Origin of the sequence: Brevibacillus laterosporus (assembly GCA_007833815.1) — a bacterium.
Taxonomy (GTDB): Bacteria; Bacillota; Bacilli; order Brevibacillales; family Brevibacillaceae; genus Brevibacillus_B; species Brevibacillus_B laterosporus_D.
Genome location: CP033464.1, coordinates 4,075,766 through 4,097,216 on the forward strand (window position 1 = coordinate 4,075,766; position 21,451 = coordinate 4,097,216).

The following is a 21,451-nucleotide window of genomic DNA, read 5'->3' on the forward strand; positions in this document are numbered from 1 at the left end:
TTGTAGGCATAAGCAAATATAAAGAAGTTCATGAATAAATCAAATATTTCGTTACACCAAAAAATTCCATGACTTAACAATATCATACATTTAAAAATTTTTCACTATTACTATAATTTATAAAAGGAAGAGAGGTAAGACCATGGATATAAACCCAAGGTCTTACTCAAATGTAATTTTTATTAAAAATGAAAATGTAACTGATCAGAGATATCCATTTCAATCAGATCATAGGATTCTGCTATCTCAATATCACATAATCTCTTATCCGTCCCATTTACGATTATAGTAAGTAGCTTGAGGAAGGATTCACCTAAAATGTGTATGGTGCTATCTGTAAATAATTTATTGGCATATTCAAATTGGAATAGTAATTCATCCTCTGCTTCTATGGTAATTACACTCAGATCAAATTTAGATATGCGGTACTTAAACTCAAAACGAGATATAGATAGCTTATCAGTAGCATCATTACCATCAGTGATGTATGGATCCTCTATATTTTGCAGGATAAACATCGTGTCAAATAGAGGATTTCTACTTTCATCGTGGGCTGCATCTAACTGCTCCACTAGCGTGTCAAACTGATAGTCCTGATTATCAAAAGCTTGTAATACATGTTCCTTGACTACAAGTAAGAAATCACCAAAAGTCTGTTGGCTCTCCGATTGCAATCGTATGGCTAATGTATTAACAAACATGCCGACTACGTTTTCAAGATCTGCATGATGCCTACCAGCAATCGGTGTTCCAATAATAATATCTTGCTGACGAGCATATTTAGATAGCATCACGTGGTACGCAGCTAGTAGAACCATGTAAAGTGTTGTACCTGTAGAACTGGCTAAGTTACGCAATCCCAACGTCAGTTCCTTGCTGGCGAAGAACTGAACGTAGTCTCCTTCAAAGCTTTTCACTGACGGACGCGGATAATCAGTTGGCAAAGCAAGAACAGGTAGTTGACCCGTAAACTGGCTTAACCAATATTTTTCTTGGCGCTGCATTACCTCTGACGTCAGTAGTTTGTTCTGCCAAGCTGAAAAATCTTTGTATTGAATCCTTTGTTCAGGAATCTGCATTCCCTGATAGAATTGCACAAATTCATCTAATAGGATTGCTATAGATGAGCCATCCATGATGATATGATGCATGTCCAAGACAAGCACATGGTATTCTTCCTCCACTGTGACAACTGAAACACGTAGTAGTGGTGCCTTGCTTAAGTCAAAAGGACCAATAAGTGAATGCACAAAATCGTGGAGCTGTTCGTGTGTTGATGTCCGTTCATTCATTTCTATGTTCAGATTGTCATGCACGTATTGAACAGGCTCTCCTTTTTCCCATCCAAAGGAAGTGCGAAGAATTTCATGACGTTGAACCAGTTTTTGTAAAGCCTGATGAAGACGTTTTTTGTTAAGTTTTCCTTCAATAATAAACATGTTCGGAATGTTATAAGCAGTACTGTCTGGGTCTCGCAAATTTACTATAAACATGCGTTTTTGTGCAGAAGAAAGCTGATAAGTCTCTTGTTTTTGAACAGGTTGAATCGTCGGGTAATCTTTTTTCGCACTACGTTCTACCAGCTGTGCTAGATCCTTGATGATCGGCCTAATAAAGATTTCGCGTAGCGAGATGTCCACCTGTAATTCTTTATTTATGCGAGATATAACAGTTGTTGCCTTGAGTGAATGACCACCATTTTCAAAGAAATGATCTTCAATACCGAGTCCGCTTGTATCAAGTACACTTTCCCAAATAGCAATTATTTTCTCCTCAATAATCGTACGTGGTGCCACGTATTTACTTTCGACTCCGTTACGGTCTGGTTTTGGCAAAGCCTTGCGATCTACTTTCCCATTTGACGTTAGAGGAAGTCTCTCCATCTTTACAAAAAAGGCTGGAATCATATAGTCAGGTAGCGTGTTTGCTAGATGACTTTTCAGATGGTTAATAGGTACATCTTGTTTCAATACAACATATGCGCACAGGCTCTTATTACCACGTGCATCCTCGATATCCATGACAACTGTTTCTAAAATATTTGGATGGTTGTTAATCTGATTTTCGATCTCTTCCAGTTCAATACGGAAGCCCCGAATTTTTACCTGATAATCTTTGCGTCCAAAAAACTCAAGTGTTCCATCAGGAAGCCAACGCCCCATGTCACCTGTTTTGTAAAGACGTACTCCTTTATGATCAGCAAATGGATCTTCCATAAACGCTTTCGCGGTTCTTTCTGAATCCTGCAAGTAGCCTCGTCCAACCCCCAAACCAGACACACAAATTTCGCCTTTAATACCAATCGGACAAAGATTCATCTTTTCATCAACGATGTAAATCTTAAAATTGTGTAAAGGTTTACCAATAGGTACAATATCGCTTTGAGGCAATTCATCAAGGATATGAATCGTAACATCATCTGATGCCTCACTAGGACCATAGGCATTAGCTAAAGGGATATGTGGGAAGAGCTTAAACCATCTAGCTGCCAGACTGCGTTTAATGGCTTCTCCTGTTACACTTACATAGCGGAAACAATCCAAAGACAATTTGGTTTCTTCCACATGGTCCAACATAACGGACAATACCGAGGGAACAACTTGGAAAATATTGATACGATCTTGAACAATCTGCTCTATGCACAAGTTAGGTTCCATTGTCATCTGATTATCATAGATGATAGTAGTCCCACCCAAGGTAATAGATGCAAAAAACTGCCAAACAGAAATGTCAAAGCAGTGAGAAGCAGTCTGAGCAATGCGAGAGTCTTCACTCAACTGTAGTTGCTTTATCATCATGTGGATATGATTGTTTAACCCAATATGCTCGACCATCGCGCCTTTTGGCTTACCTGTTGAACCTGATGTGTAGATGATATAGGCAAGATGATTCGGATCAACTACGGCTCTGAGATTATCTTGATTTTCTTGATTGATGGCATCCATCTGTTCATCAATACAAATAATTATGCCGTTGTAGGCTTGTGTTATTTCTGGAGTAACAAATTGCGATTTAGTAATAAGCACAGTCGTACTGGAATCTTCGAGAATACCAGTAATTCGCTGCATTGGATATTCAGGATCGATAGGTATATAAGCCCCACCTGCTTTCCAAATACCAAGAATACTTTCCATCATTGTAATAGAGCGATCAAGCAGAACAGCAATGATTTCTTCTTTTTTAATACCAGTTCTATGAATAAAGCGTGCCATTTGATTTGCGCGGGTATTCAACGCTTTATACGTTAGCTGTTGATCCCGATGTATAGCAACGATGTCATTTGGTCGCTGTGCCACCTGCTCTTCAAATAATTCATGCACTGTTTTGTCCATTGGAAAATCGCATTTTGTGTCATTAAATTCGTAGAAAATCTGCTGTTTTTCTTGCTTTGTCAACATGTTAAGATCAGAAATTGGCTGCTCTGGAATTGCCACAATGGATTCAAGCAGTTCCTGATAATGCTCCATCATGCGACCAATAGTAGTTGAGAAAAATATATCCATGTTATATTCTGCTACCAATAACAGACCATCTGGGTGCTCTGCTATATCAAATAAAAGATCGAACATGGACGTCCCTCTATCGATTTCCGGATGAATCAATGTCTCATCAGAGAGCTTGAAATCTGTGCGACGAGTATTTTGTAATGTGAACATCACTTGGAAAATCGGAGTAATGTTTTTCGTCCGTTCAGGCTGTAGTACTTCCACTAGCTTTTCGAATGGAACGTCTTGATTTGAAAATGCTTCAAGCGTGACTTCACGCACTTGTTTTAGAAGATCAGTAAATGTCGGGTTATCTGTTAATTGAGAACGTAACACGATTGTATTAGCAAAGAATCCAATCATACTCTCTGTTTCTAAACGCGTACGATTGGCAATCGGGGAACCAACTAAAATATCTGTTTCTCCCGAATATCGACTAAGCAATACTTTGAAAGCTGTAAGTAAGGCCATGTAAAGAGTCACGCCTTGTCGTTTGCAAAGAACATGCAGTTTATTCACAAGCTCTGTCGGCATGACTAATGTGTCTCGTTGGCCTGCACCGCTGGCTACACTTGGACGTTGGCGGTCTATCGGTAGTTGTAGAACAGGTAAATTACCACCCAATTGCTTTTTCCAATAGGCAAGCTGCTGATTCATCACTTTACCATCGAGCCAATTGCGTTGCCATGCGGCAAAATCAGCATATTGCAGTTGCATCTCTGGCAAAGGAGATGGCTTTCCTTGACTGAAAGCTTCATATAAAACAGATAATTCGTGCGTGAATATTTGTAGAGACCATCCATCCATTATGAGGTGATGCATTGTGTAATAGAAGACGTAGCTCTCTTCATCCTTCTTAAACAATATGAAACGCACCAACGGACACTTTGTTAGATCAAACGGTTGATTTGCGTCCTGATTGGCCATCTCGATGATGCGCTGATGACGTTCTGTAGATGGAGCATCACTCACATCGACCAAAGGAATACGAATGGATTCAAATGGATGACTGACTTGATATGGTTTCCCATCTTTAGAAATAAAACTGGTTCGTAAGGTTTCATGTCGACGAATGATCTCGTTTACTGCACGCTCCAAAGCATCAATGTTTAATTTTCCTTTAAGCGTGTTTGCAACCGGGACATTATAGGTCGCGCTACCCGGTTCCAATTGCTCAATAAACCAAATTCCCTGTTGGGTATACGAGAGAACAAGATCATTATCACGTGATACGGATACTAGTGGCACGGAAACCGACTGCTTACCTGAAGATATGATTTCGTCCAACTGTTTTCCCAGTGCTTGGATCGTCGGATTTTCAAAGAACATTCGTAACGAAATTTCAATTGAAAAGGTATGGTATATCCGTGATAAAAGCTGAGTAGCAAGAAGAGAATGACCACCACTATTAAAAAAGTCATCCGTTATACTAATGCGATCAATTCCCAGAATTTCTCGCCAGAATTCGGACAGTTGTTTCTCCATATCAGTCTTCGGTTCAACAAATGGTGTATCGCTGACTCCTCTCTCTATGGAAGGGGCTGGCAATGCCTTTCGGTCTACTTTTCCATTTGGAGTAACTGGTAGACTATTCAAATAGACAAACGAAGTAGGAATCATATGTGCTGGCATTTTATTCACTACAAAGCTGCGTAGTTCACTTATGGTAACCGCCTCTGGTTGGAAGGTAGTAAAATAGGCTACCAGTTGCTTGTTATCGTTTTGATCTACTCTCATCATAACCACGGCATCACGAACTGCTGGATTTTGACCCAGAACAGCTTCAATTTCACCTAATTCAATCCGAAATCCACGTATTTTGACTTGATCATCTTTTCGTCCGATAAAGCTTAAGGTTCCATCTGGCAAATAACGGACAATGTCTCCAGTCTTATATAAACGATCCTCTTCATTTGAAGAGAAGATATTTTTAATGAAGCGTTCTTTGGTCAATTCGGGACGATGTAAGTATCCTGAGGCAAGCCCAGGCCCTCCCACATACAATTCACCTGGAACCCCGATAGGTACTACTTGCAGATATTGATCTAAAATGTAGACCTGGGTGTTAGCAATTGGTTTTCCAATTGGAACTGATAGTGCGTCAGAAGCTATCTGTGTAACATGATGTGTAGTTGTAAAGACTGTGCATTCTGCTGGTCCATAGACGTTGATTAATTTCTTAGGTCGACCTTTTTCTAAGGCTACCCTCACCCATTTAGGATCAGCAGCCTCTCCCCCAAATAAGATCGTCCTATCTTTAAACATTTCGGGATTTTCCCCTGCGTATTGATTGAACAAGGCAGTAGTAACTAATAGAACGGTTATCCCATATTTGTTGATTTCTTTCTGTAAAGCAAAAGGAGATAAAACTACATCAGGCTGTATGATAACGAGTGTAGAGCCATGAAGCAAGGCTCCCCACAGTTCAAAGGTAAATGCATCAAAAGACGTATTACTTACCTGCCCTATACGATCAGTAGATTCCAAGTCTATATATGTATTGTTTTTAACTAGACGATTAATGCCACGATGTAGGATACTAGTACCTTTTGGAGTACCTGTCGAACCAGACGTATAGATAACATAGGCCAGATTAGTAGAAGTAGCTTCACTACTAGGTCGTGATATCTTTTCTTGTTCAAGGTCACCATTGTCTATCATCACTATCGTTACATCATAGTCTGAAAACTGGTTATAATGTGATTGTTTTGTGATCAACACAGGTATTTGAGAATCCTTGATGATAAAAGAAATTCGCTCTTCAGGATAGGCAAGATCAATAGGGAGATAAGCAGCACCCGCTTTCAAAATTGCTAGGATGCCTACGATCATCTCTGACGAGCGCTCCAAACTAATCCCCACTAGTGTGTCTGGTTGCAATCCTAATCTTTGGAGACGATGAGCCATTTGATTAGACTTCTCATGTAATTGCCGATAAGTAAGCTGGGTATCTCCGTCAATAACTGCGATCTGGTCTGGATATCGTCTCATTTGTTCTTCAAATAACTCATGAACAAGTGAATCTGAAGGGAATGGAGTGTTGGTCTCGTTCCATTCATCAACAAGCAAATTACGCTCAGAATCATTCAAAAGGGAAACATGCCCGATAGCGGTAGTTGGATCAACCATAATATCCTGAAGCATAGTCGTAAGGTGCTGTGCTAACCGACCAATAGTCTCCTCTTTGAAGCATTCTGCATCAAAAAAGATTGTACCCACTAAAGCTGTCTCTGTATGTGAAACGGCAAGAACAAGCTCTGCTTCCATACTCCATGATGAATGATTTATTTCTCCCGTTAAAAATAAAGTCTGAAAGGCAGTGGGCTGATAAACGGAAAACTCTTTTTCCGTTACGGCAGCTTCCATAGAACGGTGAACACGTCGAATCAATTCGGTGAAGCTAGGGTTACCTGAAAAATCACTATAAATAGGAAGCGGCGAAGCTTCGCTATCCTTCCCCAGACTCTCCCATCCGCTTAAAATGTCATTTTCACCTGTATAACGGTGAAGAAGCAACTGCCAAGCACTTAACAGTGTGATAGAGAGAGAAGTGCCAGCTATTTCTGCTACTTCTGTTAGTCGTTTTTGTTCTTCCAACGAAAGAATAATTTCTGTATTTTTCCAATTTCTTTCAATCTTGGTTGATAATGAATGATCCACGGGCAACTGTAATCTAGGTACACCAGTAAATGAACCATTCCAATGAGAAAGGAATTGATCCATTCCTTGAAGTGTCTCACCCGTTTTGCTGGTAATTAGGTGCAATACTACGAATAAACGATTAACTAACTGACCGATCCTCTCTTCACCATACATGTCTTGATGATAGTCGACTTGAAGTGTCAGGCCATCATCATGTTTTTTAAAGGTGAACACCACGTCGGCAGTGACCGATTCCAAGCTTGCTTGATCATGAATGGTGTCTAACTGAACGATAGTTCCTATAGAAGGTCTACTTTTTTCTTCACTTGAAATCCCCATACCCATCAAGTCAACAATCAGTTTGTATGGCAAGTTTTGATGCTTCACTGCTTCTGTTATTGTACGTTTTAATGAAGGAAGTACCTGTTTCCATGTTAGTTGACTGTCTAAATCGGAACGGATCGGCAAGATATTGGAAAAAGCCTGCTTACCATCCTCCTTTTGTTGAAAAACAGGCATCCCAACAATAATATCAGAATGCTGTTTGTATTTAGATAAAAGGTACTTTACCCCAGCAAGCAGGAACATGTAGATTCCGTAGTCGGAATTGTTACTCATTCTATTGATTATTGCTACTATTTCAGCTGGTATTGGATAACTGACCGAAGTCATGTCCTCTACCTTGGTGGTAAGAGGACGCGTATCAACAGGGAAACCACTAACATCAGTGTTTCCTGTCAAGTGTTGAAGCCAGTAGGCACGCTCTTGCTCAAATTGTCCGCTCGCAAGTAAAATATTATGCAAAAAATTCGTACTCATTGGAATCCCCCATTACTTTTTCATGTTATGTATTATTCCAATAGTTGCCCTACCTTTAATTCTTCTGCTTTTCGTAGAAAGTAATGACCCATCGAGATATCAAAAACGGCCATACCCATGGGGTTAAACATAATAGCTTGATCTTCGCGGTAATTATTCATAGCATCGTCGCAGACCACATTGATAATGGACTGAGTGTTTTCTTTTTGCAAACTACATTGCAAATGCATAGACTCTATATCCGTGTTTTCGCGACATACCTCTTCCCAGCTGTCTACAATGATGGAATCTTTTACGTGCGGATAGATATCTGTAGTGAAATCTCGTAACGAAACGTTGAGTAATAGCGCCCCTGTTTTTGGTTTGACATCAATGTATGGGGCCTTGGACACAGTGCATGTCATGAAGATATCCGAATTTTTGTAGGCTTCTTCCCATGATTTAGCAATGATGACCTTGTCTTTAAAGGACGAGTCAATTGTCTGGCTATCAATTGGACGGAGATCGAATAAGTAAATGTTTTTGATCCGATCACCTAATAACGCCGTAACCATTTTGAAGTGATATTGGCCGATCGGTCCCCAGCCAATAATACCAACTGTGATATCTTTGAGGTTGCGAACTCGATCATAGTGTTTGATTATCATACCGCTCACTGAAGCTGTTCGAATGACGCTAAGTAATGCCGTGTTAACAACAGCTTCTGGTACACCGTTGTCTGCATTGTTTAAAATTGTGACACTGTGGGCACGCGGAACACCCTGTTGAATATTATTCGGGAAGCTAGCAATCCATTTGATCCCTGCTTGATTGATCGTTCCTCCCACAAAAGCTGGCATAGCAATAATGCGGTTTTGCTCTTGACCATAACGTAGATAAGGTTTTATCGGTTGTGCAAAGTCATTCTGATGTAAACATTTCACAGCTTCTTCAATAACAGAGGTCGTTTCATCCCAGTTCATTCCGATGGTAAGCAAGTCTTTTTCATGTAGATATCTCATCTTTAGATTATCTCCTCTCGCTTCTTCTGGATTTCTTTCATTTATATAAACCGTTCAAACACTCCGTAATCACTTGGTGTAATATATTGCACCCTTTTTGTAATTCATCCAATTCAATGGTTAACGGTGGTAGAAGTTTGACCACTGTGTCATTGCGACCTACACACTCGATGATTAATCCACGTTCATAGCAACGCTTCGCAATCTTTTTCGCAACATGTACTTCTGAACTACTAATGTTAGCCACATCCACGCCCCAAATTAAACCCATGCCACGAACTTCAATTTGATCGTGCAAGGTAGCAATTTGTGTTTCCAAAAATTGTTTAACAAATTGTTCTTTACGCAGAACCTCTGCTTCTAGTTGATATTGTTCCCGGTAATGTAATGCCGCTTCAGCAGCGATGAAGGCTAGTTGATTACCTCGGAATGTTCCATTGTGCTCGGCAGGTTGCCAAATATCTAATTCTCGTTTAAACAACAAAAGCGACATTGGTAACCCATAACCACTGATAGATTTTGAAAGCACAACGATATCTGGCACAATATGAGCTCGTTCAAATGAGAAGAAAGATCCTGCCCGACCACATCCGATCTGAACTTCATCGCAAATTAACAAAATATCATGCTTGTCGCACAATTGACGCACTCTCTGAAGCCATTCGGTAGGGGCAACGTTAATACCTCCTTCTGCCTGAATCGTCTCACAAATAATCGCAGCTGGTTTGGCTATACCAGAATGACTGTCGCTAATCATTTTATCCATATATTCAATCGTATCGAACGAAAAATCAGTAGGATACGGCATGAACGTGACTTGAGGCATGTCAACTCCTGCCGCCTGTCGATTGTAGCTATTGGCTGTGACAGACAAAGCACCTAACGACATTCCGTGAAAACCACCTGTAAAAGCAAAAATGCCTGAGCGTTGCTTTGTCTTACGAGCGATCTTTAGTCCTGCTTCTACTGCATTCGCCCCAGTAGGGCCACAAAACATCACTTTATAATCTAAATTTCTAGGGCGAAGAATTAATTCATGAAACGTCTGCAAAAAGTCCTCTTTGGCAGAGGTATGCATATCTAAACCATGAGCAAGTCCATCTGTTTCTAGATAAGCCATAAGCTTCTTTTTGATGAAATCATTATTGTGACCATAGTTTAGAGCTCCTGCTCCTGCAAAGAAATCGATGAATTTTTCCCCCGATTTGGTATACATAGCCGAATTTTTCCCTTTAACAAATACATCCGGGAAAGCTCTACAATAAGAACGGACATTGGACTCTAGTTGTTCAAATATGGAAGGGGTTTGGGTAAGCATTGAGATTCTCCTCTAGTTAGAATTGAGAGTTAGAAATTAAATTCAAAATCTCCCATGACACTTGATGTTTGTGAAGCTTTCAGTTCCTGCATCTGGACTTGTGACAAGAGCTGCACATCTGGAATCCGCAAACTACTATTGTTTATCTCATGCAAGATATTTACGTAATACTCTGCCAGCTTTTTGATCGTTTCTACTTTGAAAAGATTCGTATTAAACTCGAATCGGAAATTTAATTGTTCTTCTTTGGCTTCGGCTAACAAGCTGACATCGTACAAGCTTACACCATCGTTTGCATAAGGCATTGACTCGTGCCATTCAAACATTGTGGAAAAAATCGGACTACGTTGAGAACGACCAGCATTAACCTGAGCGACCACAGTATCAAATGGATAGCGACTGTGTGCACTTGCTGTACTTCTCTTCTCTTTAACGATTGTAAATAACTCCTGAACAGTATTTGCTTCTTCTACCTTCACTCGCATGCAAAGAATGTTCGTCAATGCTCCTACAATTTCATTGGTAGCTGGATCATCTCGGTGATGAGCATTCATTCCAACGATGATATCAGTATCAAGCGTAAGTTTGTGCAGCAGAAGGTAATACGCTGACAGCAGATAGGTTTCTAAGGTAATATCTACACGTTTGATTGTTTCCTGAATTGATTTCCATAAGACCTCTTCCTCTATGTGAAAAGAAAGAAGGCTTCCTTGATAACTTGGCGTCTTAGAGCGTTGATAATCCGTTGCCAGATTCAAGACAGGAAGGGGATTCCTTAATTCTTGTTGCCAGTAAGCTTGAGCTGTTTGATACATGTCACTTTTTTCCCAACTAAGCTGATTTTGTACCCAAGAAATATAGGTACGGGCTGGTGGAAGAAGAGGTATCTCCTGCTCTTCCTTCAAAGCGTTATATACTCGGACTATTTCGTCAGCAATACGCTCCAAACTCCACTGGTCTCCAATCAGTGAATGAATAACTAGACCAAAGAGAGTTTGCTTATCTGGCAAACGGTACACGATTGGACGCCATGTTGACTTGGAGAGGTCACACGCTCGAACTCTGGCCTCTGTTAACTTCGTTCTAGCTAGTTGCCATGCATTTGATTCAAAGGTTAGGTCTTCACATTCAACTTGTACTTCCATAAATGGCAAAATCACCTGTTTTGGTAGACCATTCTCTTCGCGGAAAATGGTACGCAGAGCCTGATGTTGATAGACAACTGTGTCAACGGCCTTTTGGAGCAGTTCTATGTCAACAGACGTAGGAATTTCTTTTTCATAAAGCAAGGTAAGTTCTGTCATAGACGGATTATACGACTGAAGGAAATAGATATGACGCTGCATACCAGTAAGTTCGTAACCTTCCTCCGTCTTCGTTCTCGCGATAGATGCTACTGTAGATTGCTCAGGGACAGAGGTTTCTTCACTGCCTCCTTCTTGAGCACTAAGATGCGACGCAAGTGCATAGATCGTTAAGTTCTGGAATATTTCACTGATCCCAACATTCTTGTTCAGATATTTTTGAATCGAATTAACGATCTTGACGGCAATAATGGAATCGCCCCCGAGACTAAAGAAATCATCGTAGATATTTATTTCATCAAGACCCAATTCTAAGCAAAATACTTGCGCCAATAATCGCTCATTTTTAGAATAAGTTTCATTGGCAATACGCCCTAACACTGTTATTTCTGGAAGTGTTTGTGACGTCACTGTGCCTTGTTTCGCACCTTTTGGTTTCCCGGCTTTCTTTAATCTGTCCATAATCGGTTTTGCCAGATTAAGTGTAAAGCCGCCTTCCATATTACCGTGGTCATTATCATAATTGACTTCCGCAAGCGTTACCCTTTTCACCTGCTTATGCAGAACCTGGTGAAAAGCTTGTATCGCATTTTTGGTCGATAAGGACTTGAAGAATCCTGAATCGTGATTAGCTCCATATTCTACAGCCATCCCTACTTCTTTCCATGCTGCCCAATTGATTGTCAACGTTTTTCCATAATAACGGTTACGGAATAAAGTAAATGCATCTAGATAAGCATTGGCTGCTGCGTAGTCCCCTTGACCCACTCCACCGTAAAGAGAGTTAATCGAGGAAAATAGTACCATGAAGTCAAGCTGATCAGCTTTAGTCAGATGGTGTATCAACCAAGTACCATAAACTTTTGGATGTAAAACAGGATGACTGCTCACTTCCTCTTTGCGAAGGATAAAGCCTTCTCCAGCTACACCAGCACTATGGATAATGCCGTGGATTGTAGTAAATTGAGATCGAACTTGGGTAAGAACTGCTTGTAACTCGTTATGATCGCTAATATCCGCACTAAGTACGGTGACGTGACTTCCCAATGACTCTATATTACGTATTGCTTTAATTTGTCGGTATAATTTGGGTTGAGTCTGTTCATCTACTTGATCCCAAAGCTCTTGGCTTGGCATCGTAGAGCGATTAATCAATACAAGATTCACAGAAGCTTGTGAAGCAAGATAATTAGCCATTTCAAGTCCAATAGCACCTAGACCACCTGTTATGAGATAAACCCCATTTTCACGGATTTCTATAGATTCATCGTTAGCAAATTCATCTAGGTCACGTTCACAAAATTCCTCTACCAACCTTTGTTTTTCACGGTACACCACCAGATAATCCTTCTCTTTCCTACTTAGCTCGGAAAGAATGATATCCCCTGTGGTGAATTTATCAATGTCTATCGCCCGACACAATAAATGAGGGTATTCTTGACTTACTACTTTTCCCAATCCAAACATAGTAGCGTGATGAGGATTAACATATTCTTGCTGTTCGTTCACTTCATATACATAGGGAGCAACAAGCAAAATGTCTATTTCTTCATGTATGTTGTGTTCTAAAAGGGCTTTTGTCAGGCGAACTAGACTTTCGTACCCTCTCTTTTGCGTCCCTTCTAAATCCGTGAGTTCATTGATATCCTGATTTTGCGTAACAGACATCAGATGCACGATTTGAGAAATGCCTCTTTCCTTCAACATTCCAATCAAAGTTAGATAATCCGCTTGAAGACCATTCATTTTGTAGGTCCGCTGATCAATCTCTTCAAAACCTACACCCATTTCCACCTGAATCCACGGCCTACCAACAGAATCAAATGCTTGAATCATCTGGTCGCCTATGCTGGTTTCATCTTTAAAAATAAGTACAGTCCCCATCTTCTCGGCACTTTCTTCTGAGCTCAGCTCTTTGTCAACCCAATTTATTCCATAAATCAGGTTAGATTTATCTGATTTATTTGCTTGCAGGTCCATATGATGTACTCGTTTGATCGCATAATCCTCGACTTCTGCAAATACGATCCCCTCATCATTTACCAGAGTCACATCAAAATTGATAATTTCTTTGCTCTCAGACTGATTTGGTTTTAGTCTCAGATGACTGTAAAACCTACTAGGCATGGCACTATAAACTTTGCATGTACGGTATGTAAAAGGTAAATAAAAATCTTGACTTACCGTGTTAATCGCTAAGTTAACAGCATTATCCATCATAGAAGGATGGATATAATACAAATCCTCATCTGTTTCAAATCGTTCTGGAAGATTAAAATAAGCAAGCACTTCACCGTTACCGGCATAAACATGCTGAACATTATTCCAGCGAGGTCCCGTAATAATGGCGCCAGAACCAGAGAAATCCTCTTCATATTGAATGAATTCTTTGCGCTCCACATTGCATCTTTCTTTTATTTCTTCAATTTTAAGCACAGGGGCATCATGATCTATGCCAAAAATCACTTTCCCTTGAGCGTGCCTTACCCACTCCCCGTTGTAACGGCTTGCAATGATAAAGTCATACGATTCGTCATTTTCTTTTAATATGGTCTGTACTTCATGAGACTCACCATGTTCGCAAATTAACGGGGCAAGGAAAACAATATTCTCTACTTGTACTTGTCTAGAAGGTGTTTGTTGATAGCACGCCTCAAGTAACATTTCTATATAAGTAGTGCCTGGTACAACATATTTGTCATTGACGATGTGTTCATGTAACACCCAGTGTTTGTCCACATTAAATTCTGTCGCATAAATGACAGTATCGATAGAATCTGCCTCTAAACGATCAAGCAGGGGGAGATCAAGTTCTTTTTGTAATTTTTTTACGTATGAGTAAAGAACGTCAGCTTCTGGCTCCACCCAGCAACGTTTTCTATTGAATGGATAGACGGGAAGGCTTACTTTTTGAACATTTTCTTTTTGTAGCAGTCTTTCCCAATCCACTTCAGCACCGCTGACGTATAATTGACACAATTGGTGGGAAAGCACCTCTGCGGCATCTGCCATGACTAGCTGGCTAATCAACCGATTCGCTTGATCGCTCAAATGACTTATATCTGCTTCCGTTAGCTCACCTTCACTCCGAGTTTGTTTTTGCTCGTTTATTACTTTAAATGTTTTCGCATAACACCCAACTAGCTCGGTAGTACCAAATAGTTCTTCCCTACACAAGGTAAGCTTATCTAACAAGTCCTTATGGTCACGTACTACCAGTGCCAATCTTGAACCATAGTGTCCTCTACCTGTATTGGAGGTATATGCGATATCAGCTACGTTTACATTCTCGTTCTCACCGATAAAATGAACATAATTGTTTACTAACTGAAGTAACCCATCTTCCGTTTTTGCTGACAACGTTAGAATGCAGGGTTTTGATTCAGGTTCTTGTGTCTGAAGACGTAACTTAGTTTCTGGTGCCTCCTCCAAAATAATGTGGCAGTTCGTACCACTCAATCCAAATGAACTGATCCCGCAACGGCGCGGATGACCGTTAGACTCCCATTCTCTTAAACAATCATTGACGTAGACAGGTGAATCGTCGAATGGGATTTTTTGGTTGGGATATTGAAAATTAACTGTAGGAGGAATTTCTTTATGTTTTAGCGCCAATATGCTTTTCATTAGGCCTGCAATTCCGGCTGCATGATCGAGATGTCCAAAATTCGTTTTTAGGGAACCGATGCCGCAAAATTGTTTCTTATCGGTATACTTTTCAAAGGCACGCTGAATACCCTTGATTTCAATCGGATCACCAAGGGAGGTTCCAGTCCCGTGAGCCTCAATATATTGAATGGTCTCTGGTTCTATGTCCGCATTTTGCCAAGCCCTCACAATCACATCTTCCTGTGCAAGTGAGTTAGGAGCTGTTATTCCAATAGAATGGCCATCTTGATTGAAGGCACTTCCTTTAACTACAGCATAAATATGATCATTATCATGAATCGCCCGATCAAGAGCTTTTAACATCACAACGCCAACACCTTCACCAAAACCAGTACCATCTGATCGATTATCAAAAGTTTTGGCGCGCCCGTCTAGTGCCGAAATGCCGATCCCTGAAACTGAATCTTCAAGGAGTGGAAGCATGATGATTTTTACGCCCCCAGCAAGAGCCATGTCACAATCTCCATTACCGATCGCCTGACAAGCCAAATGAACGGCAACCAGAGAAGAGGAGCATGCTGTATCAATCATCATACTTGGTCCATGCAAATCAAGAGTATAAGCAATTCTACTAGCGATAATAGATTTTATGTTTCCGGGAATCGATGCTCCAGACAAAGACGGGGCCACACTTTTGATATATTGCTTATAGTCTTCCCCCGTATCTGCATCAGCGCTATAGCCAACAAATACACCTGTTCGGGTTCCCATAATCTTTTGTCCGCCATATCCGGCATCTTCAATTGCCGACCATGCCATTTCTAAAAATAGACGTTGATTAGGGTCCATTAAACTGGCTTCTTTAGGTGAAATTGAAAATAATCCGTAATCAAACTTATCGATTTCTTCTAGATAAGCTGCATTTAGATAGCGATTTTGAGTCTTCGGTTGAACATGGTTAAGAAAACGCTCAACATCCTTTTGTCGTGATTCAGGAATCGTTCGAATGCAGTCCTGACCGCTACGCAAAACCTCCCAAAACTCATCCAAATTTTGCGTTTCGCCGAAGCTTCCAGAAATTCCGATAATAGCGATATCATTTTTATTGACGTTCTTCATCTGGACAACCGTATGATCGTCTTTTTGCGTCAAATTGATCCCTGATAAATCTAGCAATTTTTTCTTCACGATCTCCCCTCTTTTCCATCCCGATTAGATAGTTGTCTTACTTTCATTTTCTAGCATGAGGGAAAGTAGCTTGATATACCCATAAATCAGTTCTTCTACTTTTCCTTGATTTAATTTTTTTTGATCATAGCGACATTCAAAGGAGATATTTTTTGACTCAATGTGCAGTTCAAATATGATATCAAACAGGCGATGAACCTCATTGGTGCGAAAAAAGCGTTCAGTAAATAGCGGCCATACTTGCCCGCTTCTTTTTGTTGATAGGTTATTTTCCAGGACTTGTGAGGAATATATGGAAAGAGCATTTGGTTGCATTCGCACTGCTCTTACATGTCTAAATAATTCACCAAAATCTTCTACATCATCCATGTTTACATTAATAGAGATAGACTTGTTGTCAGCTGTCATCATCTGAATAGTAACATCAGTTAACTCGCCCACTTCAGAGTACAAATATAGATTCATAGCTAGTAAAATATCAGATATTTCCACATCATACATATCTGCTACCACATGTAAACCAGCAACCATATCATCTTGAAATGCAAAGGAGAAGATGGTACTTGCTTTATGTGATTCACTAACGTCAAAGTATTCTGGAGGTAGATTCATAGCTGGAATCTCAATCAATGGTATTCTTTCTTCTGTCCCCGACTCAATATAGTTCGCCAACTTAGCAATCGTAGAATAGGAGAAGACATCACCAATATCTGTTTTTCCAACGTACTTTTTATCAACTTGAGCATGCATTTGTACCAATAGAATAGAATTGCCGCCCAAATCGAAGAAGTTATCATGTAACCCAATATGGTCACGCTTTAGCACGTTTTTCCAAATCTCCATCAACTCTTGCTCAACCTCCGTTTTAGGAGCTTGAGCGCCCCCTACACCCAGACGCTCGCTTTCCGTCGGTTTGGGTAATTGCTTCCGGTCTATTTTACCGTTAGCTGTAAGAGGAAGTTCCTTTAGAGAGATAAAGTGAGTTGGCACCATGTATTCAGGCAACTCTCGGCTAAGTAAATGACGAAGCTCCTGCACACTGATGTCTTGTTGACCCACGTAGTAAGCGCAAAGATTTTGTGTCACACCAATATCCTCTACCATGACCACTGCTTCTTTGACTGCTGGATGTTTTAACAGACGATTCTCAATTTCACCCAGTTCAACTCGGAAGCCTCTTAATTTAATTTGATGATCTATCCTACCTTTGAATTCTATTGTTCCATCGGGTAGCCACCTTGCCAAATCTCCAGTACGATACATTACACTCTCTGGTTGAAAAGAATTAGGAACAAACCTCTCGGCAGTCAGTTTTTCCTGATTCATATAGCCCTTTGATAAGCCGTCACCTGCTATACATAATTCTCCTGTCATACCTATTGGTTGTAAGCTATCGTGACGATTGAGAATATAAATTTGTGTATTAGCTATTGGTTTTCCAATCGTAATCGTGGATGCACGAGTGACATCCTGTATCAATGACCAAATGGTTGTCTCTGTCGGTCCATACATGTTAAATATGCGCGCTTGAGTTCGTTCTTGAACCTGAGCTAGTAAGGAAGGTAGAAGGGCTTCTCCCCCAATCATGATTTGTTCCAATTGGGCAAGACAATCTGCTTCACTGTATAAAAGTAATTGCAGCCTTGACGGTGTGATTTGCAAAGAATCGATACCATTAACTTTGATCGTCTCATTCAACAATTTTGGGTCACGTTGCTGGTTTTCTGTTGCAATGACTACTCGCATTCCTTGAGTAAGTGGTACTAACGTCTCTAATCCAAAAATGTCAAAGGAAATGGTAGTAAGTGCCAAAATCGTTTTCCCTGCGGAAAAAGAAAGTTTGTCTGTGATTCCTTGTATAAAATTATGTACGGATCTATGAGGAATCATCACACCTTTTGGTTGCCCCGTTGAGCCGGACGTGTAGATCACGTACGCCAAATCTTCTGACGTAGCAGCATTACCTACCTGCACAGGTTCTACTGCATACACTAGTGGATCGTCTAACAGAATGCTTTCATACCCCATTTGGTTTCCTGAGACCAAGTGACGTTGGGTAAGAACCAACTTGGCGCCACTATCTGTAAGCATGTAATTCACACGCTCCTCAGGATATGTCGGATCAATCGGTAAATACGCTCCTCCTGCTTTGAGAATAGCAAGTAAGCCAATAATCATTTCCAAAGAACGTTCAGTCATTAATCCGACAATCGTGTTTGGAATCACCCCTTTTTCCGTTAAAAAGGAGGCGAGTCTATTAGCTTGTTCATCCAGTTCACGATATGTTAACTGCCCCCCCTCACATACTAACGCTACCTGATCTGGATTATTCTTTGCTTGTGTGGCAAACAATTCATGAATGGTTTTACTACGATCATATGGAAGCATTGTGTCATTAAATTGATAAAGCAGTTCCTTTTCTTCCGCTGGAGTTGTAATCTTGAGGTGGCTAAGCGGAATTTCCGGGTTAATGATGATTTGTTCTATCATCTCTTGAATATGACCAAAGATTTTTTCAATAAAATGGTAGCTATGTATGTTCGAATTGTAGCTCATGCGAATTGTCAGGGATTCTCCCGTTATGACCATAATGCCAAAGTCATAGTTGGTTTGTTCCAATAGCTCAACATGATTAATAACTTGACCAAATCCTTTGATTTGATCACTGTTTGCCTCGTTCATATCAATCGGCGATTTTTGAAAAATAGAAACATGGTCAATGAGCCCTTGACGCATCTCCGTTTCCACAGGCATCTCATAAAGTGGGAAAAAGTCATACATTTTTGCCTTGGTGGAGCTTTCTTGTGCCATTTGAACAAGTTCAGCAAACGTCTCTACTTGATCTGTCTTGATACGCACGGGAATCGTATTAATAAATAATCCGATCATCTGGTTAATGCCAGCAACTTCAGCATTTCGACCCGATACAACGGACCCAAACACTACGTCGTCTACATTGTTGTATCGTTGTAGCACCAACCCCCATAGAGCTTCCCAAACCGTGCTCAAAGTAGCATTGTTCTGGCGAGCAATCCTAGTGAGCTGTTGTGTTTTTTCTATATCAATCTCAAACTCTGCCTCTTTCGCATCATAAGCATTGACATTCATCTTATTGATCAAGCTCGGCACCACAGCCAACTGATCGTATCCTTCTAAATAGCTCTTCCAGTAATCCTTTGCTTGCTCTTTATCTTGCTTTTCCAGCCAGTGTATGAATTGTTGATAGGAATGCACCGGTTCAAGCTTACGTTGCCTATTGAAAGCAAAGGAATCATAAATTTGTAAAAACTCATTAAACATGATACCAAGCGACCAACCATCCATAATCAAATGATGGTAGCTCCAAACTACTTTGTATTGCGCTGAGGATGTTTGAAAAATGGCAACACGCATAAGGATTTCTTTTGCCAAATGAAAGCCTTTTGTTTTATCTCGCTCCATATAATCTTGCAAATAAGCATCCTGCTCACTCACACCAGAAATATCCTTAAAATGGATGCTAGCCATCTCGCGTTTTTTCAGTACAAGTTGCATAGGCTTTTTAACCTTCTCATAAACAAAAGCCGTTCGAAGAATCTCATGACGTTCAATTAATATGTTAACGCTTTTCAAAAAAATCTCGGTATCCACACAATCTTCAACAGAAAAAGTTAGGCTCTGGAAATAAGCACCTGAATCGTTATTCACAATCGAGTGAAATAAAATCCCTTCTTGTAAGGGAGTCAGCGGATAGATTTTGGTTACTTCTGGTTTTTTCTCCAAGTGAAAAGCTCCTTTTCCGTCATCTATAGTAAAAAACGACGGTAAAATCAATTTTCAAACCGTTATTTCTGCAAATTTGGAAGCAGATAACCTGTCCCCGTCTCTTCTAAAATCTCATCAAAACGTTTTTTCTGTTCGTCACTTGAAATTTTCTTGGTTAAAAAAACAGATTGAAGCATAGTAAGTGCCTCACGCATTTGTTCTACGGTTGGCTCTGCACCTGCCTCTTCTAACTCAAATTGCATCTTTTGCACCCGGCGATATGGCTCTATCATGCCTTTTTGGTACTCTTCACTGTCGAAGTTACGATTCGGAGTCGCAACAGCAACAGCAAGGCACTTCGTAATTACGCTAGGTACAAATGGCTTATGATCCTTTGGAATCCCCATTATTTCCTTCACGCTAGCGACATCTTGTGGTACGTCGTAAGCATAAGCAAGTACATCTGGATACTCTTTTTTCATTAGATTGCGCAAGACCTTGTTAGGACCAAACTCGACTACTTTTCGAATGCCTTGCTGATATAAAAACTGCATGGTGGCAAGCCATTGTACCGGTGCTGTCACCTGTTTGGTTAAATTCCCCACTATCTGTTCACTACTCGTATACGGTTGTCCGTTAACATTAGCAATCACTGAGTACCGCATAGGTAGATAGACATTATTCTGCAGCTCAGTGTGTAAAGAAGTGGCAACTGATTGCATCAGTGGACTATGAAAAGGGGCACTCACACGCAAGAAAATGACTGTGCCACCCATCTCTTCCAATCTTTTCGCTACCTGTTCAATAGCCTTTCGATGACCAGAAATGACAACCTGGCGCGAAGAATTAATGTTAGAAAGGTGCGCAAAGTTTGTCTCATCAGAATATTCTTGACAAATATTCTCAATATCAGACTTGTCTAATCCAGAGACGGAGGCCATCGCTCCAGTTCCTTCCGTTGTTACTTCCTGCATGAGTAGTCCACGTTTTCGGACTAAACGTACCGCTTGTGAAAATTTCAACGCTCCAGCACAAACAAGTGCAGAGTACTCTCCTAAGCTATGTCCGGAAACGAAATGAGGCTTGACACCAATTTCCTGCATGTAAACACGCCAAAGGGCAATGCTTGTAGTTAAAATAGCTGGTTGAGCATTAGCCGTTTGAGTCAATTCCTCAAGGTCACCTTCTGTACATAGTCTGAGTAAATTGAACCCTAAAATGTCTCCAGCCTCTTCAAAAGTTCTTCTAGCAATGGCGGAATGATCACAAAGTGCTTTTCCCATGTTGACATATTGTGATCCTTGTCCAGAAAACACAAATGCTAAATCTCTCATGTTATTC

General features: G+C 40.5%; 6 protein-coding genes. All 6 read right to left on the minus strand.

Features of this window, described 5'->3' with window-relative positions; translation table 11 throughout:
* Positions 1–182 precede the first annotated feature (182 nt).
* The 6 genes from EEL30_19735 to fabD all read right to left on the minus strand — a co-directional run bounded on the left by EEL30_19735 (position 183) and on the right by fabD (position 21,444).
* The gene (locus EEL30_19735) at positions 183–7,946 is read right to left on the minus strand and encodes an amino acid adenylation domain-containing protein (protein QDX94315.1); all 7,764 of its coding nucleotides are present in this window, start codon (positions 7,944–7,946) and stop codon (positions 183–185) included.
* Positions 7,947–7,978: 32 nt separating this feature from the next.
* Positions 7,979–8,947 (minus strand): 2,3-diaminopropionate biosynthesis protein SbnB, encoded by a 969-nt coding sequence (locus tag EEL30_19740; protein QDX94316.1) that lies wholly within the window; start codon positions 8,945–8,947, stop codon positions 7,979–7,981.
* 37 nt (positions 8,948–8,984) lie between these two features.
* Positions 8,985–10,265, minus strand: coding sequence for a diaminobutyrate--2-oxoglutarate transaminase (ectB, locus tag EEL30_19745; GenBank protein ID QDX94317.1), 1,281 nt, complete (start codon positions 10,263–10,265; stop codon positions 8,985–8,987).
* A 29-nt stretch (positions 10,266–10,294) separates the two neighbouring features.
* Complete coding sequence (locus EEL30_19750) at positions 10,295–16,366, minus strand: SDR family oxidoreductase (GenBank protein QDX94318.1); 6,072 nt, start codon at positions 16,364–16,366, stop codon at positions 10,295–10,297.
* 24 nt (positions 16,367–16,390) lie between these two features.
* Positions 16,391–20,128 carry an amino acid adenylation domain-containing protein gene (locus tag EEL30_19755; protein QDX94319.1) on the minus strand — a complete coding sequence of 1,246 codons (3,738 nt, stop codon included), beginning with the start codon at positions 20,126–20,128 and terminating at the stop codon, positions 16,391–16,393.
* 62 nt (positions 20,129–20,190) lie between these two features.
* Complete coding sequence (gene fabD, locus EEL30_19760) at positions 20,191–21,444, minus strand: [acyl-carrier-protein] S-malonyltransferase (protein ID QDX94320.1); 1,254 nt, start codon at positions 21,442–21,444, stop codon at positions 20,191–20,193.
* Positions 21,445–21,451: the final 7 nt, after the last annotated feature.

What these genes read in the sequence shown, in the direction of transcription:
- EEL30_19735 (QDX94315.1), bottom strand. Translation starts at nt 7,946, where the DNA reads ATGAGTACGAATTTTTTGCATAATATTTTACTTGCGAGCGGACAATTT.
- EEL30_19740 (QDX94316.1), bottom strand. Translation starts at nt 8,947, where the DNA reads ATGAGATATCTACATGAAAAAGACTTGCTTACCATCGGAATGAACTGG.
- ectB (QDX94317.1), bottom strand. Translation starts at nt 10,265, where the DNA reads ATGCTTACCCAAACCCCTTCCATATTTGAACAACTAGAGTCCAATGTC.
- fabD (QDX94320.1), bottom strand. Translation starts at nt 21,444, where the DNA reads ATGAGAGATTTAGCATTTGTGTTTTCTGGACAAGGATCACAATATGTC.